Annotated in this window: 25 protein-coding genes; 3 read left to right on the top strand and 22 right to left on the bottom strand. The window is 45.6% G+C overall.

The features are described from left to right. The first annotated feature begins 95 nt into the window (after nucleotides 1-95). Both typA and A7D23_RS01700 read left to right on the top strand, forming a co-directional pair. A complete protein-coding gene (gene typA, locus A7D23_RS01695) occupies nucleotides 96-1,925 on the top strand; it encodes a translational GTPase TypA (RefSeq protein WP_019226011.1) in 1,830 nt (609 codons plus the stop codon). 192 nt (nucleotides 1,926-2,117) lie between these two features. After that, the gene (locus A7D23_RS01700) at nucleotides 2,118-2,432 is read left to right on the top strand and encodes a hypothetical protein (RefSeq protein WP_019226010.1); all 315 of its coding nucleotides are present in this window, start codon (nucleotides 2,118-2,120) and stop codon (nucleotides 2,430-2,432) included. 95 nt (nucleotides 2,433-2,527) lie between these two features. Here A7D23_RS01700 and A7D23_RS01705 read toward each other — a convergent pair whose 3' ends face one another. The 18 genes from A7D23_RS01705 to A7D23_RS01790 all read right to left on the bottom strand — a co-directional run bounded on the left by A7D23_RS01705 (nucleotide 2,528) and on the right by A7D23_RS01790 (nucleotide 20,538). After that, nucleotides 2,528-2,695, bottom strand: a complete 168-nt coding sequence (locus A7D23_RS01705; protein WP_019226009.1) for a DUF1540 domain-containing protein — start codon at nucleotides 2,693-2,695, stop codon at nucleotides 2,528-2,530. Nucleotides 2,696-2,815: 120 nt separating this feature from the next. Then, complete coding sequence (locus A7D23_RS01710) at nucleotides 2,816-3,076, bottom strand: GIY-YIG nuclease family protein (RefSeq protein ID WP_019226008.1); 261 nt, start codon at nucleotides 3,074-3,076, stop codon at nucleotides 2,816-2,818. 115 nt (nucleotides 3,077-3,191) lie between these two features. After that, the gene (gene metA / locus A7D23_RS01715) at nucleotides 3,192-4,124 is read right to left on the bottom strand and encodes a homoserine O-succinyltransferase (RefSeq protein WP_019226007.1); all 933 of its coding nucleotides are present in this window, start codon (nucleotides 4,122-4,124) and stop codon (nucleotides 3,192-3,194) included. 134 nt (nucleotides 4,125-4,258) lie between these two features. Continuing rightward, nucleotides 4,259-5,449, bottom strand: coding sequence for a carboxynorspermidine decarboxylase (gene nspC, locus A7D23_RS01720; protein ID WP_015043794.1), 1,191 nt, complete (start codon nucleotides 5,447-5,449; stop codon nucleotides 4,259-4,261). 14 nt (nucleotides 5,450-5,463) lie between these two features. Further along, a complete protein-coding gene (locus A7D23_RS01725; RefSeq protein ID WP_015043795.1) occupies nucleotides 5,464-6,663 on the bottom strand; it encodes a saccharopine dehydrogenase family protein in 1,200 nt (399 codons plus the stop codon). A gap of 562 nt (nucleotides 6,664-7,225) precedes the next feature. Beyond that, the gene (gene mnmA, locus A7D23_RS01730) at nucleotides 7,226-8,347 is read right to left on the bottom strand and encodes a tRNA 2-thiouridine(34) synthase MnmA (protein WP_019226005.1); all 1,122 of its coding nucleotides are present in this window, start codon (nucleotides 8,345-8,347) and stop codon (nucleotides 7,226-7,228) included. Between the two features lie 53 nt (nucleotides 8,348-8,400). Further along, nucleotides 8,401-9,684, bottom strand: coding sequence for an O-acetylhomoserine aminocarboxypropyltransferase/cysteine synthase family protein (locus A7D23_RS01735; RefSeq protein ID WP_019226004.1), 1,284 nt, complete (start codon nucleotides 9,682-9,684; stop codon nucleotides 8,401-8,403). 61 nt (nucleotides 9,685-9,745) lie between these two features. After that, complete coding sequence (gene pdxS, locus A7D23_RS01740) at nucleotides 9,746-10,636, bottom strand: pyridoxal 5'-phosphate synthase lyase subunit PdxS (RefSeq protein WP_019226003.1); 891 nt, start codon at nucleotides 10,634-10,636, stop codon at nucleotides 9,746-9,748. A gap of 43 nt (nucleotides 10,637-10,679) precedes the next feature. Further along, nucleotides 10,680-11,609: a cysteine synthase A gene (cysK, locus tag A7D23_RS01745; protein WP_025206108.1), complete on the bottom strand. Its 930-nt coding sequence runs from the start codon at nucleotides 11,607-11,609 to the stop codon at nucleotides 10,680-10,682. Between the two features lie 233 nt (nucleotides 11,610-11,842). Continuing rightward, complete coding sequence (locus A7D23_RS01750; protein WP_019226001.1) at nucleotides 11,843-12,292, bottom strand: Rrf2 family transcriptional regulator; 450 nt, start codon at nucleotides 12,290-12,292, stop codon at nucleotides 11,843-11,845. 129 nt (nucleotides 12,293-12,421) lie between these two features. Then, nucleotides 12,422-13,375 (bottom strand): serine O-acetyltransferase EpsC, encoded by a 954-nt coding sequence (gene epsC / locus A7D23_RS01755; RefSeq protein ID WP_019226000.1) that lies wholly within the window; start codon nucleotides 13,373-13,375, stop codon nucleotides 12,422-12,424. Between the two features lie 42 nt (nucleotides 13,376-13,417). Then, nucleotides 13,418-14,233: an ATP-dependent sacrificial sulfur transferase LarE gene (gene larE / locus A7D23_RS01760; protein ID WP_019225999.1), complete on the bottom strand. Its 816-nt coding sequence runs from the start codon at nucleotides 14,231-14,233 to the stop codon at nucleotides 13,418-13,420. 283 nt (nucleotides 14,234-14,516) lie between these two features. Next, the gene (locus A7D23_RS01765; RefSeq protein ID WP_019225998.1) at nucleotides 14,517-14,978 is read right to left on the bottom strand and encodes a MarR family transcriptional regulator; all 462 of its coding nucleotides are present in this window, start codon (nucleotides 14,976-14,978) and stop codon (nucleotides 14,517-14,519) included. 119 nt (nucleotides 14,979-15,097) lie between these two features. Further along, complete coding sequence (locus A7D23_RS01770; protein WP_019225997.1) at nucleotides 15,098-15,865, bottom strand: tRNA threonylcarbamoyladenosine dehydratase; 768 nt, start codon at nucleotides 15,863-15,865, stop codon at nucleotides 15,098-15,100. After that, nucleotides 15,865-16,080, bottom strand: coding sequence for a heavy metal-associated domain-containing protein (locus tag A7D23_RS01775; RefSeq protein WP_019225996.1), 216 nt, complete (start codon nucleotides 16,078-16,080; stop codon nucleotides 15,865-15,867). The genes A7D23_RS01770 and A7D23_RS01775 overlap by 1 nt, the downstream gene beginning before the upstream one ends. 28 nt (nucleotides 16,081-16,108) lie before the next feature. Then, nucleotides 16,109-18,358, bottom strand: a complete 2,250-nt coding sequence (locus A7D23_RS01780) for a heavy metal translocating P-type ATPase (RefSeq protein WP_025206109.1) — start codon at nucleotides 18,356-18,358, stop codon at nucleotides 16,109-16,111. 253 nt (nucleotides 18,359-18,611) lie between these two features. After that, nucleotides 18,612-19,754, bottom strand: a complete 1,143-nt coding sequence (locus A7D23_RS01785) for a double-cubane-cluster-containing anaerobic reductase (RefSeq protein ID WP_019225994.1) — start codon at nucleotides 19,752-19,754, stop codon at nucleotides 18,612-18,614. Between the two features lie 19 nt (nucleotides 19,755-19,773). Next, complete coding sequence (locus tag A7D23_RS01790) at nucleotides 19,774-20,538, bottom strand: acyl-CoA dehydratase activase (RefSeq protein WP_019225993.1); 765 nt, start codon at nucleotides 20,536-20,538, stop codon at nucleotides 19,774-19,776. A gap of 230 nt (nucleotides 20,539-20,768) precedes the next feature. On the opposite strand from A7D23_RS01790, the gene A7D23_RS01795 reads away from it, so the two are divergent. Beyond that, nucleotides 20,769-21,689, top strand: coding sequence for a selenium metabolism-associated LysR family transcriptional regulator (locus A7D23_RS01795; protein ID WP_019225992.1), 921 nt, complete (start codon nucleotides 20,769-20,771; stop codon nucleotides 21,687-21,689). A 197-nt stretch (nucleotides 21,690-21,886) separates the two neighbouring features. On the opposite strand, the gene A7D23_RS01800 is transcribed toward A7D23_RS01795, so the two are convergent. The 4 genes from A7D23_RS01800 to A7D23_RS01815 form a co-directional block, all read right to left on the bottom strand. Then, a complete protein-coding gene (locus A7D23_RS01800) occupies nucleotides 21,887-23,170 on the bottom strand; it encodes a homocysteine synthase (RefSeq protein ID WP_019225991.1) in 1,284 nt (427 codons plus the stop codon). 67 nt (nucleotides 23,171-23,237) lie between these two features. Then, on the bottom strand, nucleotides 23,238-24,167 hold the full coding sequence (gene cysK, locus A7D23_RS01805; protein WP_019225990.1) for a cysteine synthase A: 930 nt from the start codon (nucleotides 24,165-24,167) through the stop codon (nucleotides 23,238-23,240). 66 nt (nucleotides 24,168-24,233) lie between these two features. Next, nucleotides 24,234-24,998, bottom strand: coding sequence for a TPM domain-containing protein (locus tag A7D23_RS01810; RefSeq protein WP_019225989.1), 765 nt, complete (start codon nucleotides 24,996-24,998; stop codon nucleotides 24,234-24,236). 10 nt (nucleotides 24,999-25,008) lie between these two features. After that, nucleotides 25,009-25,578: a LemA family protein gene (locus tag A7D23_RS01815; RefSeq protein WP_019225988.1), complete on the bottom strand. Its 570-nt coding sequence runs from the start codon at nucleotides 25,576-25,578 to the stop codon at nucleotides 25,009-25,011. Between the last annotated feature and the right edge of the window lie 330 nt (nucleotides 25,579-25,908).

Below are 25,908 nucleotides of genomic sequence, written 5' to 3' on the forward strand. Positions count from 1 at the left end.
TACTTCTTTAAGATTTCGATATGCAAATACCAATATTCTTATTTATGTTCTTACTTGTTAAGGAGAAAGAATTAGATTACGACAGGAGAAATTGAATGTACGCTGACCATTTAAGAAATTTGGCAATTATTGCCCACGTCGATCATGGCAAGACAAGTCTCGTCGATGTCATGCTCAGACAAAGCGGAGCGTTTCGCTCCAATGAACAAGTCGAAGAAAGAGTCATGGACTCCAATGATCTGGAGAAGGAACGCGGAATTACCATTCTGGCTAAGAATACTTCCGTAAACTGGCAGGGTGTCAAGATCAATATTGTCGATACCCCTGGACATGCCGATTTTGGTGGAGAAGTCGAACGCGTCCTGAAAATGGTCGACGGTGTGCTTCTGGTTGTTGATGCGTTTGAAGGCCCGATGCCTCAGACCAAATTTGTGCTTCGTAAGGCTTTGGAATTGGATTTGAAACCCATCGTCGTCATTAACAAAGTCGACCGGCCTGAAGCGCGTCCCTACGAAGTTGTCGATGAAGTTCTGGAGCTGTTTATGCAGCTGGGTGCGAGTGATGAACAACTTGATTTCCCAATTGTGTATACTTCGGCCCGTCAGGGAAATGCCGGTTATGAGCCTGGAGAAATGACTGAAGACTTGATCCCGTTATTTGAAACGATCTTAAAAGAAATTCCGCCCCCGGAATGCGATCCTGAAAGTCCGCTGCAAATGCTGGCAACAACACTCGACTATAACGATTACCTTGGCAAGATTGCTATCGGGCGTGTCTTTCGGGGCAAGCTGACTGCTAATACTCAAGTCGCTGTGATTAAAAGAGACGGATCGATCGAGAAAGTCAAAGTCGGTAAAGTATTTACCTTCCAGAACTTAGGCCGGGTTGATGTACTTGAAGCAAATGCCGGAGACATCGTAGCTATCAGCGGCATTCCCAATATCAATATCGGAGAAACCATAGCTGATCCGTTGAATCCGGAACCTCTTCCGATGATTGAAATTGACGAACCTACCCTGACCATGCTTTTCATGGTCAATACAGGTCCTTTTGCCGGAACAGAAGGAAAACATATCACGTCCCGCAAGCTCAGGGAAAGACTGTTTAAAGAGATTGAAACAAATGTTAGTCTCCGCGTGGAAGAAACTGAAAACATGGACTGTTTTCAGGTATCAGGACGCGGAGAACTGCACCTGTCCATCCTGATTGAAAATATGCGAAGAGAAGGCTTCGAACTGATGGTCTCGAAACCGGAAGTCATTCTGAAGGAGATTGACGGTGTCAAATGCGAGCCATTTGAGCATCTGACTTGTGATATTCCTGATTCGTGCACCGGCACCGTGATTGAAATGCTTGGCACCCGTAAAGCTGAGATGCAGAACATGGTCAACATGTCCGGTGGAGTTACACGCCTGGAGTTTTTGATTCCGGCACGCGGATTGATCGGCTTCAGGGGGGACTATCTTACCGAAACCCGCGGGGAAGGAATCATGGCTCATGTCTTCCATTCCTATCAACCGTATAAGGGAGATATTCAAGGGCGCAACCGGGGAGTCCTGGTCGCTTCAGATCCGGGAGAATCCACCGCTTATGCGTTGTTTCAGCTGCAGGACCGCGGCAGAATGTTTATTGATCCCGGAACCAAAGTCTATGAAGGTATGATTGTCGGTCAAAGCAACCGCGAACAGGATATTGATATCAACATTGCCCGCAAAAAGCAGTTGACCAACATGCGCTCCAGCGGAGCCGATGAAAGCCTGAGACTGGAACCGGCCAAATTGCTCGGTCTGGAAGAAGCCCTGGAATATATCAATGATGATGAATATGTAGAAATTACACCCATCAACGTTCGCCTGCGCAAAAGATTTTTAGACAAAAACACCCGCACCCGTTATGAAAAACAAAAAAATATGAGCGGAATCTAATCCTCAAATCAGAACACCTGATAACGAAAAAGCCTGAGCGAGAATCCTAAATCCCTTTCCGGATGATTCTTGCATCAGGCTTTTTTGTTTTTTAATTTTTAACCTGGTCATCATTAACCAGGCACATATTATTTCATTTTACCATAATATGGAATGTAAAAGGACAAATTTTAAAAAATCAGGTGATCTATAATGGTTTTTGAGCTTCTGCTAGCTTTAAGCCTTCGTTTTTTTCTATTTGACTTTGTCTTATTTAAAAAGATCAGAGATGCCCTTAGGCAGAAAGGCTATTTTTTTCGCAAGCTGTTTGGCTGCCCGTTCTGCCAGGGCTTCTGGTGCGGTTTAGCTATTTTCTTATATTACCATTCACTTCAGCCTGACTTGCAGCAGTTCATTGCATTCTTGGGCTTCGGTTTTGTCTCTGCTTACCTGGGTCTTATCTCTGCCGTCCTCATTGACCCTCTTATTCAAAGGTATGAGCGGAATACCGGTATACCGCTTCAGTAGAGCAGAAAATCAATAATAAGAGAGAATAATTATCATTGAAACGAAGGTAACAAGAAGAGAAAAAGAGGGGATAAATCCCCCCTACGTTTTCCCTGTTATTCTTTGCTAAAGGTCGCACAGTCGGTCTGTTCGGAGTTGCCTGCATTCCGAGGCTGCACTTCGATTTTTTCAGCTGTGCAGTGATCCCCATTCATATAATAATAACAGGTATTGACCATACATCTAATTCCAGTGTTAGGTCCTTGCATCTTCTTGGCTTTCATCGCAAAAATACCTCCGTTTTAATATTTTCGTTTTATTATGGACCGCTGAAAAGAAAATATTCTGTGGCCGGAAAGGTAAATTCTGTGCTTAATTTTTATGTAAAAAAACCTGACATTTCATCAGGTTAATTGATCCGACTTGCTTTGGGCAATCAGCTGATATTTTTGTTCCCGGGTTAATTGTTTGATACTGTATTCCCTTTGAAATGCTTCCGGTTTGGATGCCACCTGTTCCAGATATTTGAGGACAACAGGAAACCGTGACCGGGTATATTTTGCACCCTTACCCCTGTTATGGGCTGTCAGCCTCTTCTCTATGTCCACAGTCCAACCCGTATACAGTGTCCCATCTTTGCATTCTACAATATAAACATAAAACAATCCGGAAGCCCCCAAAAAGAAAAAGATACGCATGCTATATAAAGCTTCAAAATTTAAGCTTAACAAAACAGTTAAGTTGATTTAATCTGGCTCAGTTGGCTCAGCAACTTAGAACTCAGTCCGACTCAGCCAATTGTCCAAGGTCGAAAGGCGTCTGCTGGTATACATAGTAGTTCAGCCAATTTAAAAGCAGTAAATTGGCATGTCCTCTCCAGGTGACCTGAGGCATTCCCTTCGGATCATCATTAGGAAAGTAATTATTGGGGACTGCGATATCCAGGCCTTTATTCACATCCCGATCATACTCGGTTTTCAGCGTAAGCGCATCATACTCGGGATGTCCGGTAACAAAAAGATGTCGGCCATGCTTCCCGGCGACCATATAGACACCAGCGTCATCCGATGTTGCCAGGACTTCCAGTTCCGGATGCTTTTCAATGTCTTCGATCCGGACTTCCGTATGTCGGGAGTGCGGTGCATTGAATACTTCGTCAAACCCCCGCAGAAAATTATTGTTGTTGTTATGATTGATAATCTTATGGTTGAATATCCCAAACATTTTACTGTCAAGCGGATATTTCGGAATCCCATAATGATAGTATAATCCCGCCTGGGCTCCCCAGCAGACATGTATGGTTGAATAAACGTTGGTAAGGCTCCACTTCATGATCTGTTTGAGTTCATCCCAGTAGTCTACATCTTCAAATTCCAGATTTTCGACCGGTGCACCGGTGATAATCAGACCATCAAATTTTTGATCTTTCACTTCATCAAAAGAGCTGTAGAACCTGCTTAAATGCTCTTCCGAAGTATTTGCAGGCTTATGCGTCCAAGTGTAGAGCAGTGTTATCTCTATTTGCAGAGGTGAGTTGCTCATCAAGCGCAAATACTGCGTTTCGGTAACGATTTTGGTAGGCATTAAATTAAGCAGTGCTATTCTTAAAGGACGAATATCCTGGTGCTGTGCCCGGTCTTCACCCATAATAAATATATTTTCATTCTCCAGGATTTCTTTTGCCGGTAAATCGTCCGGAATTTTGATCGGCATTAGCTTTCCTCCTCAAGTTCAGTGTCAACAGTATTTGCTCAATTGCATGCTCCAATAGAACAGTATAACCTATTTTCACTGAGAATACCATATTTTCAAAAGGCCTGTCTCATAATGAAAAACTGGCATTCCATTTAAGACAGACGGTTTTTAAAATCCTCATAGCCGAAGCTACGGACAGTCTGAATGGTACCGTCAGCCTTGTTCAGGACAATATCCGGCAGCCGTATCCCATTGAATGTATTGTTTTTGACCATGGAGTAAATCGCCATATCACAGAAGACAAGACGGTCTCCGGGATTTAAGGCCCGATCAAATGAATAATCCCCAATGATATCGCCGGCCAGGCAGGTTGGCCCCCCAAGACGGTACGTAGTTTTCTTTTCTCCGGGCTGCCCTGAGCCAACTATCCGGGGACGGTACGGAACTTCCAGTACATCCGGCATATGACAAGCAGCTGAGGCATCCAGGATAGCAATGTTCATACCGTTAAGCAGCGTATCCAGCACGGATGAGACCAGAAAACCGGCATTCAGCGCGATCGCTTCGCCAGGTTCCAGGTACACGGTAATGCCATAGGTTTCCCGCAGACGCTTGATGGTCCGAATCAGAAGCTCCCGATCGTAATCTTCACGTGTAATGTGGTGCCCCCCACCAAGATTCAGCCATTTCATCCCAGGCAAGAACTGACTAAACGACTTCTCAAAGGCTTCAACCGTTGTCACCAGCGCATCGGCATTTTGTTCGCACAACGTATGCAGATGCAGTCCGGAAAGGCCTTTGAGCCGATCCTGCTTAAAGTTTGCCCTGGTCACACCGAGTCTGGAATAGGGTCCGCACGGATCATACATGCCATGACCTTCCTGGGTGGAACATTCCGGGTTGATCCGCAGGCCGCATTCTGCCCCTGCGGCAAGCGCCAGCTTACCAAACTTATCCCACTGAGAAAAGCTATTGAATATGATATGATCAGATACAGTCAAGATCTCATCGAATTCATCCTCCCGGTAAGCCGGGCTGAAAATATGCACTTCTTTGCCAAATTTTTCGCGGCCAAGCTTCGCCTCGTACAAACCGCTGGCTGTTGTTCCGCACAAATATTGGGCAATCAAAGGGTATACCCCGAACATTGAAAATGCCTTCTGGGCGAGCAGAATTTTTGCTCCGCTCTGTTCCTGAACGTCTTGTAAAATTTCTAAATTTGATATTAACAGATTTTCATCAACCACATAGCTCGGAGTTGGAACACGGTCAAACCAGTTCTCCGCATTTTCTGTTTCTACAGCCTTCTGTTCAGTATTCTGTTCTCTTGCGTACAGATCCATTATTGCGTTTCCCATCAGGGTACCAGCGCCGGATTGAAGTCTTCTTCCCAGGGCAGACCCCATTTATTGAGTGCTTCCATAAAAGGATCGGGATCAAACTCTTCCATATTATAAACACCAGGTTTCGCCCAGGTACCATTCATAACCAACATCGCCCCGATCATCGCCGGCACGCCGGTGGTATAGCTGATGGCTTGGCTTCCTACTTCTCGATAGCACTCCTCATGATCGCAGATGTTATACAGATAGTAGGTTTTTTCCTTGCCGTCTTTAATTCCCTTGAAAATGCAGCCAATATTGGTTTTGCCCTTGGTACGCGGACCAAGGGAAGCCGGATCCGGCAGGACAGCTTTTAAGAACTGCAAAGGGATGATTTCCATTCCATTATAATTAATAGGCTCAATGCTCGTCATACCAACGTTCTCGAGACATTTCAGATGTGTCAGGTAGCTTTGTCCGAAAGTCATAAAGAAACGGATGCGTTTGATGCCTTTAATATTCAGCGCCAGACTTTCCAATTCCTCGTGGTGCAGCAGGTACATATCCTTGACGCCGACACCCTTGAAATTGTACGCTCTTTTGATCTCCATCGGCTCAGTTTCTGCCCAGTGGCCGTTTTCCCAGTAGCTGCCTTTAGCCGTGACTTCCCGGATATTAATCTCAGGGTTGAAGTTTGTTGCAAATGGATAGCCATGGTCGCCGCCATTACAGTCGAGAATGTCAATCTCATGAATCTCATCGAAGTGGTGCTTCAGGGCGTAGGCACTGAATACCCCGGTAACCCCCGGATCAAAACCTGAACCGAGCAAGGCGGTTATCCCTGCTTCTTTAAATTTCTCCCGATAGGCCCACTGCCATTTATATTCAAAGTGGGCAGTCTCCTCAGGCTCATAATTGGCGGTATCTACATAACTGGTCTTTGTGGCCAGACAGGCATCCATAATATGCAGGTCCTGATACGGTAATGCCAGATTCAGCACAACATCAGGCTTTTCTTTGTTGATCAGCGCGATCAGTTCTTCCACGTTGTCAGCATCCACCTGGGCTGTTGTGATTTTTGTTTTACCTCTGCCCAGTTTTTCCGCTAAAGCATCGCATTTTGATTTCGTACGGCTGGCAATACACAGTTCACCAAAAGCCTCTGAATTCTGGCAGATTTTGTGGATTGCCACACCGGCGACGCCGCCGCAGCCGATAACGAGTACTTTTCCCATAGTAATTCCTCCAATCGCTAAAATGATTTTTGCCCAACTCAAAAAACTTGTACCAAAATAAAAAACACTTAGAAGCGGTACTGCAAAACAGGGCAGTACACCACACCTAAGCGCGACGATCATGAAAAACTTGTTTATTTGGCTCTATTTACGTCAAGGGCGAAGACCCTTTCCATTTAGAGTTATTTATTCAGCTTTCGAGGTTTCAGAGTCTATATAGCAAGGAATTACTTTTACTACTCTTATTGATCGTTTCACAAGTGTGATGTGCAGCGGATTTGCACACGGCTATGAATTAGCCAACTCATAACGCTTCGAGCCGCCCCGGCTCAATCAATAAGGCAACAAAGTTGCCAACTTCGGCTTTTGACCCGGCTGTCCGTATGGCCTTGGTCCTCTATAGCTTCTGCAGAGAACGGTCAAAAAATTCTTTGCTGAAAAGGCTCTACTGCCTCTTTTCGCAACTGAAATTATATCTAATATTTCAAGATATTTCAATAGTTTTTATAAATTAGTTTTAATAAGCTTCATTTTCATTTTTTTATTGTTTTCTTTTAAGACCTTACTTTTGAATTTCACGTACTTCTCTCATAGCGGTAAAACCTTTGGATTGTAAAGCTGATCGGATAGCACCGCCGCCCAGGACATGATCTCCGTCATAAAACACGACCGCCTGCCCGGGAGTTACCGCTCGCTGTTTTTCTGTGAAGGCCACCTCGGCTGTTCCATCGTGCAACAAATTGACCGCTGCAGAGACTTTTGGTGCATTGTATCTGATCTTAACCGATATGTTTTGTAGGAGTTCAGGAGACACAGAGGAAATCAAATGCACATTTTCTGCAAGCAGACCTGAGCTGAATAGTTCTTCTTTTCTTCCGACCCGGACTGTATTGGTTTCAGCATCGATCGCTGTCACGTAAACAGGGAAACCGAGGGCGAGTCCGAGTCCCTTATGCTGTCCAACCGTATAGTGGTAAATCCCTTTATGCTGCCCAATCAAATTCCCCTCAGCATCAATAATATTGCCTTGTCCAATATCCTGAAGTTGACGGTACATCTCAATAAAATCCCCCGCTGTCCCTTCAACAAAACAGATATCCTGGCTTTCCGCTTTTTGCGCGACAGCAAGCCCTTCCCTGCTGGCAATCTGCCTGACATCCGCTTTGCAGTATTTTCCCAGCGGAAAAAGTGTATGGGTAAGCTGATCCTGGGTCAGATGGTAGAGTGCATAGCTCTGGTCTTTCGTTTCGTCGATCCCGGTCTTTAACACCCACTGCTGTGTTTTGTCGTCGTATTCTTTCCTTACATAGTGACCGGTTGCAATGAAATCTGCACCCAGACCACGGGCTTTCCGCAGCAAAGCATCAAATTTCAAATGCCTGTTGCATTCGATGCATGGGTTGGGCGTTCTGCCCCGGAGGTATTCATTGCAGAAATGGTCAATCACCTTGTCTTCAAACTCCTGCCTGAAATTCATCACGTAATACGGAATTTCAAGCTTCCAGGCTACCCTGCGGGCATCGTTAACTGCCTCCAGACTGCAGCATGCCTTGGCCTTGTCCTCGGATTGCGGCCAGATCTGCATGGTGATACCGATAACACGGTAGCCCTCCCGTTTTAACAACAAAGCGGCGACGGAGCTGTCCACTCCGCCGCTCATGGCAACAACCACAGTTTTCTTCATAACATTCTCCTGCCGTTGTTATTCTCTCAAAACTTATATTTTAAATTCACTGATTAGTCTATTTTGGAAAAAGCCTGTTCTAAATCAGCAATGATGTCATCAGCATCTTCGATCCCAATCGATAACCGAATCATATCGGGTGATACCCCTGCAGCCAGCTGTTCTTCCTCGGAGAGTTGGGCATGCGTTGTGCTGGCAGGATGAATCACGAGGGACTTGGCATCCGCCACATTGGCGAGCAGAGAAAATAATCCAAGATTGTTGATCAGTTTAACTCCCGCTTCCGCATCACCTTTAATGCCGAACGTAAATATCGATCCAGGGCCTTGCGGAAAATATTTTAACGATAAATCAAAGTATTTATTTCCTTTTAAACCTGGATAATTCACCCACGAAACCTTGGAATGGTTTTTTAAATAATCAACAACCTTCCAGGTATTTGCCACGTGCTGTTTGACACGTAAAGACAGTGTTTCAAGGCCCTGAATAAACAGGAAAGAATTAAACGGGCTCAGGGCCGCACCGGTATCTCTTAAGAGCTGCACTCTGGCTTTCAGAATATAGGCTGGTGCACCCAATGTTGCATAGACCAGTCCGTGATAACTCTGATCCGGCTCTGTAAATCCAGGGAACTTGCCGCTTGCAGCCCAGTCAAATTTTCCGCCGTCAATGATCAGCCCGCCGATGGTGGTACCATGACCGCCAATAAACTTGGTTGCCGAATGAACCACAATATCTGCTCCGTATTCAATAGGTTTCAGAAGATAAGGCGTTGCAAACGTATTGTCAATAATAAGCGGTATCCCGTTATCGTGTGCCACTTTGGCAACGGCTTCAATATCGACGATATTGATCCCCGGATTACCGATTGATTCTACATAGATGGCTTTGGTCTTCTCTGTGATTGCTTTCTTAAAATTTGCGGGATCATCGGGGTTCACAAAATGGGTCTTGATCCCCAGCTTCGGAAGCGTAATTGCGAAAAGATTATGTGTTCCGCCATACAGCGTGCTGGCAGCGACAATCTCATCTCCGGCCCCGGCAATGTTTAGAATGGAATAGGTGATGGCAGCCGAACCTGACCCTACGGCAAGCGCCCCAACGCCGCCTTCAAGCGCAGCGATTCTCTGTTCCAGAACATCGGATGTCGGGTTCATAATCCGGGTATAAATGTTGCCGGGTTCTGCCAGAGAAAACAAATCAGCGGCATGCTTGGCATCGTTAAATACATATGATGTGGTCTGATAAATCGGGACGGCTCTGGATCCGGTAGTCGGATCAGGGACCTGTCCGGCATGGATCTGCAATGTATCAAATTTCCAATTTTCTTTGTTCATATCAACATCTCCTCATTATGTTTTTATAATTATTTTCTTAATTTATGTTTTAAACTTAATATCACCAGCCGCGTTCCTGCATTCGTTCACTGGCATTGATTGAAGAAATCTCCAATCCCGGCATCGCTTCACCTAAATTCCGGGATACTTCGGTTAAGACCTCAGGCTCGTTATAGTGGGTTGTTGCCAGAACAATGGCCTTAGCCCGTGCCCTCGGATTCGATGACTTGAAGATTCCGGAGCCTACGAAGACCCCATCTACACCCAACTGCATCATCAAAGCGGCATCCGCTGGGGTTGCAATTCCGCCTGCGGCAAAATTCACTACTGGCAGCTTCCCGTTTTTGGCGACGGACAACACTAGGTCATAAGGTGCTCCCATCTCTTTGGCCGCAGTTATTACCTCTTCTTTCGGCATTGTTTTCAGTCTTCTGATTTCACTCAGTACCGTCCGCATATGCCTTACTGCTTCAACGATATTCCCCGTTCCTGGCTCTCCTTTAGTCCTGATCATCGCTGCGCCTTCTCCGATCCGGCGCAAAGCCTCTCCAAGATTGCGGGCTCCGCATACGAAAGGTACTGCAAAGGCCTGCTTATCAATGTGATAAAGATCATCCGCCGGGGTAAGGACTTCACTCTCGTCGATATAGTCTACGCCCAGACTTTCCAACACCTGTGCCTCGACAAAATGCCCAATCCTCACTTTGGCCATAACCGGAATCGTAACCGCTTCCATAATCTTTAGAATGATTGTTGGATCAGCCATTCGGGCCACCCCTCCGGCTGCCCGGATATCTGCCGGAACGCGTTCCAAGGCCATAACTGCGCATGCGCCTGCTTCTTCAGCAATCTTGGCCTGATCCGGAGTTGTCACATCCATGATCACTCCGCCTTTCAGCATCTCCGCTAATCCTGTTTTCAGTTTCCATGTTCCTTTTTCTGTCTTGCTCATCATGGCCTCCGTATTGATTAAATATTTCTTATTTCGACTGCACTTAACTCTCCTGAAACATTAGCGTACTCAGGTAACGTTCACCGGTGTCAGGAAGGACAACAACAATCCTTTTTCCTTCATTTTCCGGACGTTTAGCAACCTCCAGGGCTGCATAGACTGCGGCACCGGATGAGATCCCCACCAGGAGCCCTTCCTCCCTGGCCAGTCTGCGCCCTGTTTCAAAAGCCTGATCATTTGTTACTTTATAAATTTCATCGACAAGCTTTAGATTAAGGACTTGTGGAATAAACCCTGCCCCAATTCCCTGAATCTTGTGCGGTCCAGGCTTCCCACCGGATAAAACAGGAGAATCATTCGGTTCCACCGCAATGATTTTAACATCAGGTTTCCGTGATTTAAGAATTTCACCAACCCCTGTAATCGTCCCGCCTGTTCCTACGCCGCCTACAAAAATATCGACCTTCCCGTCTGTATCACTCCAAATCTCTTCAGCGGTTGTGTTACGGTGAATTTCCGGATTGGCGAGATTTTCGAACTGTTGGGGGATAAAAGAATTTGGCACCTCCTCCGCCAGCTCCAGCGCTTTTTTTATAGCCCCGTTCATTCCATCAGCCCCAGGGGTCAATACAAGTTCAGCACCATAAGCTTTAAGCAAGCTACGTCTTTCAACACTCATTGTATCCGGCATCGTCAGAATTAATCGGTATCCTCTGGCTGCTGTAACAAAGGCCAGTCCAATTCCAGTGTTTCCACTCGTTGGTTCAATGATCACCGAATCTTTATTAATCAGCCCTTTTCCCTCAGCCGTTTTGATCATATTCAGGGCAATTCTGTCTTTGACGCTTCCACCTGGGTTGAAGGATTCCAGTTTAGCCACAATCTCCGATTTTATCCCCACCGTTATTTTATTTAATTTTACCAATGGAGTACCACCAATTAAGTCTGTTAACTCTTCATAGATTTTACTCATCTAAACACGCCCCTTCTAAATATCACAATGTCTATAGTCTTTGTAGTGTTTAAAGATATAGTAGTAGGGTTTTAAGCATTTGTCAATACTATTCTGACTAATTTATCTGTTATTCCTATGGACTTTATAGTTTTCCATAGAGAAAAATTGACCTTATGCTGCCAGGTAACGGGCATATAAAAAACCCCATGGTTTTTCCAAACAACCATGGGGCAAGATTAAAATACACAGTATTAAATGCAATAATTGTCAAAGGAATTATTGTTCATTTTTTTATATTCCTCCATCAGGTCCGCCAAAGTATAAGAATCCAGTACCTTTACCATTGCATTTTTCAGATCGTCCCATACCATTTTGGTTACGCACAATTCAGCTCTGGAACAGGCACCCGGATTATTGTCATTGACGCAGTCGACGGGAGATATCGGGCCTTCCAGTGCTCTGATCGTATCACCGACCGTAATACTTTCAGGCTCTCTGCCTAAAATATATCCTCCCTGGAATCCGCGGATGCTTTTGATGAGCGCGTTCTGTTTCAGTGTAATGAGCAGCTGTTCCAAATAGCGTTCAGATAAATCCTGGCGCTCGGAAATACTATGAATGGTTACCGGTCCTGCGTGCTCATTCAGGGCCACGTCAAGAATCGCACGTAAACCATATCTTCCTTTTGTTGATATTTTCAAGTCGACCCTCTTTCCTTTCTTCAGATTTTATCGCTTCGTTAATAATCTAACTCATAATCGCTAATATCTATAGTTTTGTATGCCTTACAATCGTATAAATTGCACTCAGCCAGTGCCCTTTAGCTATTTTTAAGTCTCCAGGTCCAGTTCGTTTGTCAGTTCCATCTTATCTTTTTGCGTTTCCTGCCCCTTAAAGATCAGATCCGGATTTTTGATGATTACCCTGGTTCCAGGCGGGACAGATTGGGTAATAAACACGTTACTGCCAATAACTGAACCTTTTCCGATGATCGTTTCCCCGCCAAATATTGAGGCTCCGGAATAGACAGTCACATCATCTTCAATTGTCGGATGGCGCTTTTGGCTGCGAAGGCTTTGCCCGCCTCTGGTGGATAAGGCTCCCAGCGTTACACCCTGATAGATCTTAACATTATCGCCAATAATAGTAGTTTCGCCAATAACGACGCCCGTACCATGGTCAATAAAAAAATATTTACCGATTTTGGCCCCTGCATGAATATCAATTCCTGTCTCGTTATGAGCAAATTCAGTCATTATCCTCGGGATCAACGGAACAGAGAGAAGGTAAAGCTCGTGCGCCAGCCGGTAAATACTGACTGCCAAAAGACCTGGATATGCAAAGATTACAAGTGCTTTATCATCAGCAGCCGGGTCTCCGTCAAAAGCAGCCTGTACATCCAGGGCTAGGTATTCCCTTATTTCGGGGATTTTGCTCAAGAAATGTGAACATATTTCTTCTGTCCTTTCACTGATTTCCATCTCATCGCAAGATGCCGTATTGTCATGTTGATGTCTGAGCGCATGGGTCACCTGTTGATTTAGTTTTTCGTTGATCTCAATTAGCAAGTTCCCAATATGATATTCCAAGGTGCTTTCAGTCAGGTTTTGCTTGCCAAAATACCCCGGGAATAAAAGCTGCCGCAAGAGATAAATAATCTCGATGATAACATCCCTGTTCGGAAGCTGACAGGACAACTGGTTGTAGGGATTGGGTTGTTCCTGATAGCTGGAGACAATACTCGAAACAAGTTGATTCATTCGTGTGTTACCATTTTCCCTCATAATGATTCCCCCGAATATTTAAATTTACATAAGCAGATGGTCTTAGCCGTTTGTGTTAATCTTTTCATTCATGCTGCCGCTACGGTAACCCTTCAGGTCAAGTGTTGTATAAGTAAATCCAATATCAGCAAATGTCTTATAGATCTTCTGTGCTAAATTCGGTTGGACTATCTTTGTATTCTCCTGCGGGGATACCTCGATCCGGGCAATATCACCATGGTGGCGCACTCTGACTTGACGGAACCCCAAATCGTGCAAATACTGTTCTGCCAAATCAATCATCTTTAGTTTCTTTTCGTTGATTTCTTCACCATAGGGAATTCTGGAAGACAAACAGGCAAATGAGGGTTTATCCCAGGTTGCCAAGCCATATTCTTTGGAGAGAAGGCGTATTTCCTCTTTCGTCAGCCCCGCCTGGAGCAGCGGGCTCTGTATACCCAGCTCTTCTAAAGCCTGCCTTCCCGGACGATAATCGCTTAAATCATCCGCATTGGATCCTTCCACGATATATTTTGCGCCGTATTCAGCCGCGATCCCCAATATTTTGCTGAACAATTGTTTTTTACAGAGATAACAGCGGTTAAAAGGATTTTTGCCGAATTCAGGATCATCCAGCTCTTCGGATTCAATCAGCAAATGACTAATCCCTTCCTGCCGGCAAAACTGCACAGCTTCCCGAAGCTCTCTCTCCGGGAAAGCAAAAGACTTGGCCGTGACGGCAATCGCATTTTTGCCAAGAACGTCTCCGGAAACTTTCACTAAGAAAGTACTGTCCACCCCTCCGGAAAATGCAATCATTACCCTATCCATATTCTTGAGTTCTTGTTTCAGCAGAACAAGTTTATCTTTGTAATCCATTGATCAGCCTCTTTTTGTATATCTGAATGTTTATTAAGCTGTATGATATTCTTTTCAGCTTAATATACCATAATTTCTATGGTTTTAATAGGATCAGATGATAGATTCAAAAAACACTGCCAAACGCAGCAAGCTGAAAAAAGAGCCCGATTAACGGGCTCTTCCAGGGAGTTTACCGTCTTCCCCAAGACTAAATTATGCAGCCTTCTTTGCAATGAGCGGTTTCACGCAACATCCAATGTTTTGTAAACATTTGTGTACACCTCCTCTCACCGGAAAATTCCTAAGGCATCATATTCATCTCAAAACAATTTTGATTAAGAACTCTTTTCACCGCTTTGAGAAATATCCACGCGTTCTCGTAAACCTCTTCTTGCTTTTCTTCCGGGATTTCCGCCGATAGTTTTCTTAAAAAGAAATCCACGCGTTTCCATAAATCGGCCTTCGTTTTCTGACCTTCGCCTGTCAGGATCAGGTTTATGGCCCTGCAGTCAATTTCAGACCTTTGCTTGATAATCAGCCCCTGCTGGACAAGGGGTTCAATCAGTCTCGTCGAGGTACTTTTTTCGACGCCAAGTAATGGGTGCAAATCCGAAAGCTGCATTGTGCCATAGCTTCCTACAAGGTCCAAAATATAAAACTGGGTAAACGTGACACCCCCGCCAAGGATCGCATCCTGCTGGCAGCATCTGGACGTTTTAGTCATTTCAGCAAGCAGACAAAGCAATTGACGGTTGTTTTTCATCGGTACCTCTCCTTAGTTGTATAATACAACTACTTATTCTTGTTCGTCAAGTCATTTTTGACTCCATATTCACCGTGAAACCAACAATTTTCAATCATCATTCCCAAAATAGGGTTATTTTAATCCCGATTAAAATTTTTCTTAATAATATCCTTAACGACTTCCCCTGCCATCAGCAGACCAGCCATCGACGGAACGTAAGATATACTGCCAGGGATCTGACGTTTCAGGGAACAGTGGGCATCACCACTGGGGCAAATACAATTGGACTCGCAGCTCGTTTCCTGTTCCAAAGGCTTCAAAGTAGGTTCCGGAGAAAAGACGACTTTGAACCCCTGCGTAATACCTTCCCGTTTCAGGAGTTTGCGTACTGCTTTGGCTAAAGGGCAGCCGCTTGTTTTGGATATATCGGCGACGCGAAAACTGAGTGCATCCAGACGGTTGCCGGCTCCCATACACGAGATGAGCGGAATCCCTCTCCGGTGACATTCTTTGGCCAGACTTACTTTGCTTTTTACCGTATCGATTGCATCAACCACATAATCCGGTTTCTCGGCAAAGAAAACTTCAGCTCCTTCCTCTTGATAAAAGAACTGGAAGGTTTCTATTTTTGCGTTGGGGTTGATATCCAGTATCCTTTGTTTCATTACCTCAACCTTGGCTTTGCCAATCGTCGAGTGCAGGGCATGAAGCTGCCGGTTAATGTTTGTCAGGCAAATCTCATCAAAATCGACAAGTTTAAAGAAACCTATACCAGCTCTGGCCAGGGCTTCGGCCGTATAGGAGCCGACCCCGCCCAAACCGAAAATAGTCACTTTGCTGCTCTGAAGTTTTGACAGGCCTTCCTGACCAATCAACAATGCCGTACGGGAAAACTGATTTTGCATTATAAAACCTCGATTCCTACGACTCCGTAACCGGCATCCTCAATCGCGAATTGAATTGCTTCATCTTTGATGTCACTTAATGATTCCAGTATGGCCGTCTTGGACTCCAAATTAACATTGACCTCTGTTACACCTTCAAATTCACTTAAGGCCTCTTTTACATGACTGACACAGTGGCTGCAGCTCATACCTTCGATTGCAATTTTCTTTTTCATATTTTACACTCCTCATAGATTAATTGAGTTATCTTACCGGCCTGAACCGTTTTAGCCTCAGTGCATTCAGCAATACCGATACCGAACTGAAGCTCATGACAGCGGCGGCAATGGCCGGATTCAGCAGGGGGCCTCCAAAGATATACAGGATTCCCATCGCAATAGGGATACCAAGGATATTGTAACCAAATGCCCAAAATAGATTTTGCTTAATATTTCTGATTGTATTTTTGCTTAACTGGATCGCAGCCGGAACATCGAGCAGGTCGCTTCGCATCAGAATAATATCCGCGGATTCCATCGCAACGTCCGTGCCTGAACCGATAGCTATCCCGATATCTGCCTGGGCGAGGGCCGGAGCGTCGTTGATGCCGTCACCAACCATGGCGACCTTCCTGCCTTCCTGTTGGAGCTTCTTCACTTCGTTTGCCTTATCCTGAGGCAGGACTTCAGCCAGCGTTCTGTCGATCCCAACAAGTTTCGCGATGGCCTCGGCCGTTCTTCTGTTGTCACCGGTAATCATGGCAACTTCGATACCCATGTTATGGAGGACCTCAATCGCCCTGCTGCTGTTTTCCTTTATCGTATCGGCTACGGCGATAATCCCCGCAATGGTGTTGTCAATCGCAATATACATTGGGGTCTTGCCTTCTCCGGCCAATTGATGCGAGACTTCTTCGAAGTGGCTAAGGACTATTTCTCTTTCATCTGTCAATTTTTTGTTGCCAAGCAGCACATTCCGGCCTTCGATCTGAACTTCAATCCCCTGACCGGGAATTGCTCTAAATGTATCAGGTTTCTTAAAAGTCAGACCTTTGTCCTCAGCTTCCTTAACAATTGCTTCTCCAAGCGGGTGCTCCGATCCTTTTTCGGCTGAGGCGGCAAGCTGCAGAAGATCGTTTTGACTGATCCCATCAGCAGTAATAACGTCTGTGACTTTGGGTTTCCCTTCCGTGATCGTACCGGTCTTATCAAAAACGATGGTATTAATTTTATGTGTAGTTTCTAACGCCACCCCGCTCTTGATCAAAACCCCGTATTCGGCGCCTTTACCTGTTCCGACCATGATCGCGGTAGGTGTGGCCAGCCCCAGGGCACAGGGGCAAGCAATAACAAGTACAGAGATAAAGATGGTCAGCACGAAAACTGTAGACTGCCCTCCGATAAAATACCAGCCTAAAGCTGAAAGAAGAGCAATCCCCATCACCGCCGGCACAAAGTAACCGGAAACCACATCGGCCAGCTTGGCAATCGGCGCTTTGGAACCCTGTGCTTCCTCAACTAATTTGATGATCTGCGCAAGGACCGTGTCCTTCCCGACTTTGGTCGCTACATATTTGATGATCCCGTTTTTATTAATACTGGCCCCGATGATTGCATCACCTGGATTCTTTTCCACCGGTATGCTTTCACCGGTAAGCATTGATTCATCCACGGAAGTAGTCCCTTCAACGACATTACCGTCAACAGACATTTTTTCTCCCGGTTTCACAAAGATAATATCACCGGCCTCAACCTCTTCGATCGGGATCTCAATTTCTTTTCCATCCCGGATAATGATGGCCGTCTTTGGTGTAAGCCCCATCAACTTTTTAATCGCTTCCGAGGTTTTGCCCTTCGTCACGGATTCCAGGTATTTCCCCAACGTAATCAGCGTCAGAATTACCCCCGCCGCTTCAAAGTACAGATGATTGGCGTATTCCGCATTTCCTGTGATAATCCGGGAAACTGCAAACACCCCATAAAGGAATCCTGCCGAAGTGCCGATCGCAATCAGGGAGTCCATATTCGGGTTTCCCTTGAACAACGTTTTAAAGCCAACTGTAAAAAATTTATAGCCTGCGACGATCACAGGCAGGATAAGAATCAGCTGAACCAGCGCGAAATTCAAAGGATTCATCATCGGATCAATGATCTTCGGCAAATGAAAGCCAATCGCGCTGCCAAACATATGCCCCATCGTGACGATCAGCAGCGGAACAGTAAAGATTGCGGACAGGACAAACTTCTGCCAGAGAACCATTCTTTCTCTTTCTTTTCTCACCTTATCTTCATCAATCTTTGTGTCTTCTTCCAAAGCCCTGTATCCGGCTTTTTCAACCGCCTTTTTGAAATCTGAAACGCGTAGTGTGGAAGGATCATAACGGATGCTTAGTCTCTCTGTAGCCAGGTTGACACTGGCCTCTTCAACTCCGTGCAGTTTCCGTACTGCCCTTTCAACAGCCTTTGCACAGGCTGCGCAGGTCATGCCTTCTATTTTCAGCGATTTTTTCGCCATCGTGTTCCCTCCTTTCAGCTTGGCTTTCTTTCATTCGCTCCAAATAATTTTGTTAAACACAGTCTATTTATTTGTTACCTTAGCTAATATCGGATAATCTTGTCAATTTTTCCCCCTGCCATTGCCTTGTTTTTAATTGTATCAGATTTCAATTGACGGTTCAAAAACAAACCCACTTTCCCCTGCGATGATTCATGTTCGCAGGAGAAAGTGGGTTTCATTAATTAGCAGCACTCGAAGAGGATTTGCTATTCTACAACATTTCCAAAAAGGCATCGACTCTGAGTTTGATTTGCTGGCGGTCAGCATCACTGTAGTCTGTTTCAATCTGCAGAAGCGGGATATTATGATTTTTTTTCAGATGTTCCTTGATCGAGTAAGACTCAATATTGTACGTATGACAGGCTTGCAATGTGATATCCACAACCCCGTCCACGTTGTATTCCTGAACCAGTCTGCTCAGCAGTTTAAAGCGGCCGGTATTCGGGGAACTGCAGGAGCACGGGATCTTGCTGTATTTTTCAGCCAGGGCTTCAAACGGATCCATTTCCTCGGAAACAAGATCAACCAGACCTTTAATGCCGCTGCAGGATTCCTGCAGCACAATTGCTCCGCCTGCTTCTTCAATAACCTGCATGACTTTTTCCTGTCCGGTACCCGTCGGACAGCCTGTGATGAGTATCCGTTTGCTGGAAGGCTGGGAAGCACCTTCACCTTTTGCTGTCATTTCTTTAAGTTCAGCAATCAGTTCCTTGACCTTGGCGGTGTATTCATCGCGTTTGAACTGGAAGCTTCTTCCCCACAGCACTTTCAGCAGGTCTGTACCTGAAATCGGAGTCGGATGCAATTTATTGAGACTAACCAGTTCCATTAAAAGCTTTCTTTCCTCGTTGTAGGTCCTGATGACCTCAGCGAGCTTCTCGTTGCTGATCTTGACATCTAAATTCTTTTCAAAATAATCCTTGGCTCGGTAAATTTGTTTGACCCAATGGGCCTGTCTGTCTTCCAGATTGGAGCTGTTCGGAATATCCAGCACGATCATCGGCTTATGCTCCGCCAGCAGCTCGTACATCTTTTTCTTGCCGTCACAGGTCGTTTCGGCCAGGACAATGTCTGCAAAATGAAAAAAGGGACATTTACCGCTTACAGCAAAGCCATAACTGGATTTGACCAGCGGACAGAGATTACGCGGCAGTACTTTTTCCGCCTCGGCTATTGGTTCCTGTTTGGTCGCACAAAGCCCTACGGGCACTGCCCCTGCAGCCTCGATGAGTTCTATCGGGGAAAACACACAATAATACCCTACTACATTTCTGCCTTGTTCCTTGGCCTCCTTGGCCATGACCATCCCGCTAGGGATCAGCTGGTCGAAGTAAGCCATTGTTTGAGCTCTCATTTTTCTTGTTCCTCCTCTTTTATAATTCATACCCCAGGATTGCAGCTCCCAGAGCCCCTACAGCCTGAGGACACGGCGGCACAGCCAGCCTGCATCCTATTTCCTGACTAAGCAGGTCTTTAAGCACCTGGTTCTGAGCTACCCCGCCGCAAAAAGCAACGGTATCCTGAAAATGGATCTTCCCAGCCATCACGCTGATGCGTTTCGCGATGGACTTTAACAAACCGGCGACAATACTTTCGACAGTAATGCCCTGCGCCAGCAAGCCGATGATTTCTGATTCGGCAAATACTGCGCACATACTGTTGATGTCAGCCGGGTCGGCATCTTCGGCGAGGGCGGATAACTGCGAAACCTCCAGGCCCAGTGTTTGGGCGGTTACTTGCAGGAACCTTCCAGTTCCGGCCGCGCATTTGTCGTTCAGCACAAAGTCTTCAACTTTGCCCTTTTCGCCAAAACCGATCACCTTGCTGTCCTGACCGCCAATATCAATCAACCCGCAGGCTTCCGGCAGCAGATAATGTACACCGCGGGCATGGCAGGTAATTTCACTGAACGTTTTATCAAACATTCCCTGTTGAATACGGCCATAGCCTGTACCGACAAGCAAACTAATATCATCACGGGTCAGTCCCTGCGGCTTCAGCAGGCGCTCCAGAACCTCCTGCCCTGCCTGGGAAGGGCTCCAGCCAGTCGGAATAATTTTTGAATCAACCTGTTCTCCATTAAAAAGAACTGCTTTGGTTGATACGGATCCGATGTCGATACCCACTGTCCATTTCATCTCGGGCCTCCAGCATACCTTTTCAATAATTGATTAAGCATTAATTCCCTCTGCTTCAAGCTTTCAAATTACTTTATTATAGCAAGCGTCAGATCTTTCTTGAAATACTTTTTATCTTCAAATAGGATTGCTATCTATCGATAATAACGATAATATAAAATCATTAACGTTAACGGACTAACGGATAAAGCAAAGACTAACAGCCTATCCTATCTGAGGGAGTGAATATCATGTTGTTGCATCAATTGGAGATTTTTACACAAGTAGCGGAAAAAAACAGCTTTTCTAAGGCTGCCCAAAGTCTTTTTTTAAGCCAGTCGACGGTCAGTACGCATATAAGCAATCTGGAGCACTACTTTGGTCAAAAACTGTTTGACCGGCTTGGAAAGGAAATTGTCTTAACACCTTTTGGGGAGAAATTATATCCATGGGCGAGGGAAATACTCAATGTAAAAGACAGGGCACTATGGGAAATGAAAGGCTGGACTGCAAAAATTGACGGTCATCTGCATATTGCTGCCAGCAGCGTTCCGGCTAAATATGCAATTCCGACTTTATTGGCCAAATTCTTAGGGGAGTATAAAGGAATTCAATTTGTCCTTAACCAGAGCGGTTCGGAAATTGTTGCAGCCAAGCTGTTGAACGGGGATGCCGAAATTGGTGTGCTGGGTAAACAATACCACGAGGATCAGTTGACTTTTATTCCTTTTCTGCAAGAAAAGCTGGTCTTAATCACACCCAGCAGCATTCATTTAAACAATCATATTTCCATTACTGAACTGGTGGATTACCCTTTTGTTTTTCGTAAGTCAGATTCGGGCACCCAGGCAAATGTCGTTCAAATGCTGCATACATCAGGTATTACGCTTTCCGACTTGCAGGTTGTCGGCTACTGCGACAACCTCGAAGCTCTTAAAGAGAGTGTCAGGGAAGGGATTGGCATCTCAATCATTTCAGGCATAGCCGCTCTGGATTATGTCAAAAGCAGACAGATCAATGCCTATGAACTTGCCGAACTGCCCGAAAAAAGAATGTTCTATTTTGCCCACCATAAAAAAAGAACCCTGTCTCCCTGGGCAGAAACTTTTATTCACTTCTGCCTGGAATCAGCCGGTCTTGTTTCGAATCAATATGCATCTTTGCCTGACTAACTTGACATTTTAGACTGCATAAAAATTTATGACCCTAGAAACCATCTATCACTTCTAAAAAATATAAACGGGATGTAATCTAACCCATCCAAGCGTAACATGGATGTAAAGCACGTCTATTAGCGCCAGGAGGGCGCTAATAGACGAAGAGCGGTTAGATTACGTCCCGTATATATACATAATACTTTATGGCTCACTCAGATTTTATCGAGTGCCTGCTTCAGATCGGCAATAATGTCTTCGGCATCCTCAATACCGATGGACAGTCTGATCATATCCGGCGTCACGCCGGAAGCAAGCTGTTCTTGCTCAGATAGCTGGGCATGAGTCGTGCTGGCCGGATGAATGACAAGAGATTTAGCATCGGCGACATTCGCGAGCAAAGAGAACAGCTCCAGGTTATTGATAAACCTTTTGCCTTCTTTGATGCCGCCCTTAATCCCAAAAGTAAAAATCGAACCGCTTCCTTTCGGAAAGTATTTTTTGGCTAGCGCATGGTATTTGTTTTCTTCAAGTTCCGGGTAATTGACCCAGGAGACACGCGGATGACCCTGGAGGAAATCAACGACTTTCCTGGTGTTCTCCACATGCTGTCTGACCCGGAGAGACAGAGTCTCAAGTCCCTGAAGCAAAAGGAACGAATTAAACGGGCTGATCGTTGCTCCCGTGTCCCGGATCAGCTGCAGCCGGATTTTGGAAATATAGGCCAACGGTCCAAGTGCTTCAAAGTATTTTAGACCATGATAGCTCGGATCAGGTTCGGTCATCCCCGGAAATTCGCCGCTTGCCGACCAGTCAAATTTTCCGGAATCAATGATCAGTCCTCCGATTGTCGTGCCATGTCCGCCGATAAACTTCGTTGCGGAATGCACAACAATATCCGCGCCGAATTCAATCGGCTTGAGAAGGTAAGGTGATGCAAATGTGCTATCAATAATCAGCGGGATACCATTTTCATGCGCGATTTGGGCCACAGCCTCAATATCGATAATGTTGATGCCCGGATTACCAAGGGCTTCTATATAGATAGCTTTTGTTTTTTTCGTGATGGCAGCCCGGAAGTTTTCCGGCTCATCGGGATTCACAAACGTGGTTTTTAAACCAAGTCTGGCCAACGTCGTCGAAAACAAATTATACGTTCCGCCATACAACGTATTCGCAGATACAATCTCATCGCCAGCACCGGCAATATTTAAGATGGCATACGTGACAGCGGCCGATCCGGATGCTGTTGCAATCGCGGCAGCTCCGCCCTCCAACGCTGCAATCCTCTTTTCCAGGACATCCGTCGTCGGATTCATCATCCGGGTATAGATATTGCCGGATTCCTCCAGGCTGAATAATTTAGCCGCATGATCCGTATCCTTAAATTCATACGAAGTCGTCTGATAAATTGGTACTGCTCTGGAACCTGTTGTCGGATCAGGCACCTGACCGGCATGTACTTGCAAAGTATCAAATTTCCAGTTATTTTTGCTCATATTGTTTCCCCTCTTAAATATTTTTAAATGTTCATATGTTCATATGTTTCTGGGTTCGCAATTATATTTATTTATCCTGAAACATTTCAGTACTTATATACCTTTCACCGGTATCCGGAAGAATGACCACAATCATTTTTCCTTCATTTTCTGGACGTTTGGCAACTTCCAGGGCGGCAAAAGCGGCTGCACCGGCGGAAATCCCGACCAGCATTCCCTCTTTTTTCACCAGTTCTCTTCCCGTCTGATACGCTTCCTGATCCGTCACCTGGAATATTTCATCAATGAGGTCAATGTTTAAAACTCCGGGAACAAACCCTGCTCCGATTCCCTGAAGGTTGTGGGAACCCGGCCTGCCCCCTGAGAGGACCGGAGAGCCTTGAGGTTCCACTGCGATCACCTTTAGTTCAGGTTTACGCACCTTCAGAACTTCTCCTATACCTGTAAGCGTGCCTCCTGTTCCAACTCCGGCAACCAGAATGTCTATTTCGCCATCTGTATCGGCCCAGATTTCCTCAGCCGTCGTCTCCCGATGGATTTGAGGGTTGGCCTGATTTTCAAACTGCTGGGGAATAAAGGATCCTGGGATTTCCCGGGCCAACTCCGCTGCTTTTTTAATTGAACCTGTCATCCCTTCCGAACCTGGCGTCAGGATGACTTCAGCACCGTAAGCCTGAAGCAGCTTCCGCCTCTCTACACTCATTGTTTCCGGCATGGTCAGGATCAGCCGGTACCCTTTGGCCGCTGCAACAAAAGCCAGGCCAATGCCGGTATTACCGCTGGTCGGTTCAATGATCACCGAATCCTTTGTCATGAGGCCTTTTTTCTCGGCATCCAGAATCATATTCAAAGCGATCCTGTCCTTGATGCTACCACCAGGATTGAACGATTCAATCTTCGCAATTACCTCCGCATTGATTCCGGCAGAGATATGATGAAGTCTTACCAGCGGTGTACCGCCAATAAGCTCCGTCAAACCGTCATATATTTTTCCCATTTTATGCACCATCCTTACCCAGCTGACAATATTTCATATGTCTGCGAACACTTTCGGTATGCTTCTCTACCACCCTCGAGATGATCCGCCGCCCCCGGAAGAACCGCCTCCGAACCCGCCACCACCAAAACCACCGCCGGAAGATCCGCCTCCAAATCCGCCTCCGAATCCCCCCCCGAAAGGACCACGGAAATTGCCGCTCCGCTTGCCTTTGTTACGGCTGTTAAAGTAAATAATGATAACGAGCACAACAATGATGATGATCCAGTCATAATCAAATCCTGATGATTCTTCAGCTGCTAATTCCTCCGATGCCCCCAGATCATCAATACCATATTCCTGGCAGACCTCAGCGACCAGGAGATTAAATACCAGATAGACGCCGCCGTCGTAATCCCCATCCTGGAAATACGGTGTAGACTGGTCCAGAAAACGACCGGCCTTGGCATCATTAATCCTACCTTCCAGACCATAGCCCACTTCTATTCTGCGCTCCCGGTCATCTTTGCTGATCAGGAACAATACACCGTTGTTTTTTTCCTGATCTCCAATGCCCCAGACCCGAAACAGTTTATTGGCATACTCCTCAACCGTGCTGCCTTCCAGGGAATCAACCGTCACAACGGCGATCTGGGCCGAGGTTTTTTCATCCAGAGCAGCGGCAATTCTAAGAATTTCCTGTTTTGTTGTATCTGACAGCATACCGGCATAATCCTGTACATAGATATCCGTTGCCGGCTTGACCGGCAGCGTCACTGCCAGCAGAGAAGGGCAAACCCCTGCCGTCAGCAAAAATACAGCCAGGAATACGAAAAGCAGTTTCTTTGCCATTCCTGTCCTCCTACTCGCCAAATTTTACTACCGGAGCCTTTTCTGCTCCTTCCTCGGCTTCGTAGTAAGTGTAGCTTTCAAAATTAAACATCCCTGCAATAATATTTCTCGGGAAACGCTTAATAGAAGTATTAAACGTTTGAACAGCCTCATTATAATCCTGACGGGCAATTGCCAAGCGGTTCTCAGTCCCGGCCAGTTCATCCTGCAGGGCAATGAAGTTCTGGTTTGCTTTCAGATCCGGATAATTCTCAACGATCACCAGTAATCTGGACAAAGCACTGCTCAGCTCATCGTCCGCTGCTACTTTTTCATTGATTGTCTGGGCTCCGGCCAGTTTCGAACGCGCATCCGCGATAGCGGTAAATACTTCATTTTCATGCGCAGCATATCCCTTGACTGTTGCAACAAGATTTGGAATCAGGTCCATTCTGCGCTGCAGCTGGTTCTCGACCTGGCTCCACTTACTTTTTACATTTTCATCAGCAGTCACCAGACTGTTATAGCTGCCGATCAAAGAACCTCCAATTATCATAATCAGAATCAGGATAATTCCCAATACAATAGCTGTCTTTTTCATTTTTCTCCCCCATTCAGTAATTTTCTTTTTGATCTTAGGAACATCTTAACATAATTTTAGAAACATCTTAAATCCTTTTTTGTCCTTTTTACCTTTTGGATAAAGAAACAAGACGACCGGTATCATAGACAAGATAATTTTTAAGCATAATGAACATATATTGGATCTGGATATATCTACCAATATAAAAAGAGGTGAACAGCGAGGCCACTGAAAAAGTGGTACCTGAACCTCAAAAGCAAAAGAGCTGGAATTACGAAGAAAGAAGTAATTCCAGCTCTTTTTTGATACAATTAAATAGAGAAAAAACTTCAGCGCAGGTAATCATAT

Source organism: Dehalobacter sp. TeCB1 (genome assembly GCF_001707455.1).
In the GTDB taxonomy this organism is placed as follows: Bacteria; Bacillota; Desulfitobacteriia; order Desulfitobacteriales; family Syntrophobotulaceae; genus Dehalobacter; species Dehalobacter restrictus.

Excerpts from the sequence above, each read along its gene's own strand:
- typA (WP_019226011.1), top strand. The coding sequence starts at position 96 with ATGTACGCTGACCATTTAAGAAATTTGGCAATTATTGCCCACGTCGAT.
- A7D23_RS01700 (WP_019226010.1), top strand. The coding sequence starts at position 2,118 with ATGGTTTTTGAGCTTCTGCTAGCTTTAAGCCTTCGTTTTTTTCTATTT.
- A7D23_RS01705 (WP_019226009.1), bottom strand. The coding sequence starts at position 2,695 with ATGAAAGCCAAGAAGATGCAAGGACCTAACACTGGAATTAGATGTATG.
- metA (WP_019226007.1), bottom strand. The coding sequence starts at position 4,124 with ATGCCGATCAAAATTCCGGACGATTTACCGGCAAAAGAAATCCTGGAG.
- nspC (WP_015043794.1), bottom strand. The coding sequence starts at position 5,449 with ATGGATCTGTACGCAAGAGAACAGAATACTGAACAGAAGGCTGTAGAA.
- A7D23_RS01725 (WP_015043795.1), bottom strand. The coding sequence starts at position 6,663 with ATGGGAAAAGTACTCGTTATCGGCTGCGGCGGCGTCGCCGGTGTGGCA.
- mnmA (WP_019226005.1), bottom strand. The coding sequence starts at position 8,347 with ATGAAGAAAACTGTGGTTGTTGCCATGAGCGGCGGAGTGGACAGCTCC.
- A7D23_RS01735 (WP_019226004.1), bottom strand. The coding sequence starts at position 9,684 with ATGAACAAAGAAAATTGGAAATTTGATACATTGCAGATCCATGCCGGA.
- pdxS (WP_019226003.1), bottom strand. The coding sequence starts at position 10,636 with ATGAGCAAGACAGAAAAAGGAACATGGAAACTGAAAACAGGATTAGCG.
- cysK (WP_025206108.1), bottom strand. The coding sequence starts at position 11,609 with ATGAGTAAAATCTATGAAGAGTTAACAGACTTAATTGGTGGTACTCCA.
- epsC (WP_019226000.1), bottom strand. The coding sequence starts at position 13,375 with ATGAGGGAAAATGGTAACACACGAATGAATCAACTTGTTTCGAGTATT.
- larE (WP_019225999.1), bottom strand. The coding sequence starts at position 14,233 with ATGGATTACAAAGATAAACTTGTTCTGCTGAAACAAGAACTCAAGAAT.
- A7D23_RS01765 (WP_019225998.1), bottom strand. The coding sequence starts at position 14,978 with ATGAAAAACAACCGTCAATTGCTTTGTCTGCTTGCTGAAATGACTAAA.
- A7D23_RS01770 (WP_019225997.1), bottom strand. The coding sequence starts at position 15,865 with ATGCAAAATCAGTTTTCCCGTACGGCATTGTTGATTGGTCAGGAAGGC.
- A7D23_RS01775 (WP_019225996.1), bottom strand. The coding sequence starts at position 16,080 with ATGAAAAAGAAAATTGCAATCGAAGGTATGAGCTGCAGCCACTGTGTC.
- A7D23_RS01780 (WP_025206109.1), bottom strand. The coding sequence starts at position 18,358 with ATGGCGAAAAAATCGCTGAAAATAGAAGGCATGACCTGCGCAGCCTGT.
- A7D23_RS01785 (WP_019225994.1), bottom strand. The coding sequence starts at position 19,754 with ATGAGAGCTCAAACAATGGCTTACTTCGACCAGCTGATCCCTAGCGGG.
- A7D23_RS01790 (WP_019225993.1), bottom strand. The coding sequence starts at position 20,538 with ATGAAATGGACAGTGGGTATCGACATCGGATCCGTATCAACCAAAGCA.
- A7D23_RS01795 (WP_019225992.1), top strand. The coding sequence starts at position 20,769 with ATGTTGTTGCATCAATTGGAGATTTTTACACAAGTAGCGGAAAAAAAC.
- A7D23_RS01800 (WP_019225991.1), bottom strand. The coding sequence starts at position 23,170 with ATGAGCAAAAATAACTGGAAATTTGATACTTTGCAAGTACATGCCGGT.
- cysK (WP_019225990.1), bottom strand. The coding sequence starts at position 24,167 with ATGGGAAAAATATATGACGGTTTGACGGAGCTTATTGGCGGTACACCG.
- A7D23_RS01810 (WP_019225989.1), bottom strand. The coding sequence starts at position 24,998 with ATGGCAAAGAAACTGCTTTTCGTATTCCTGGCTGTATTTTTGCTGACG.
- A7D23_RS01815 (WP_019225988.1), bottom strand. The coding sequence starts at position 25,578 with ATGAAAAAGACAGCTATTGTATTGGGAATTATCCTGATTCTGATTATG.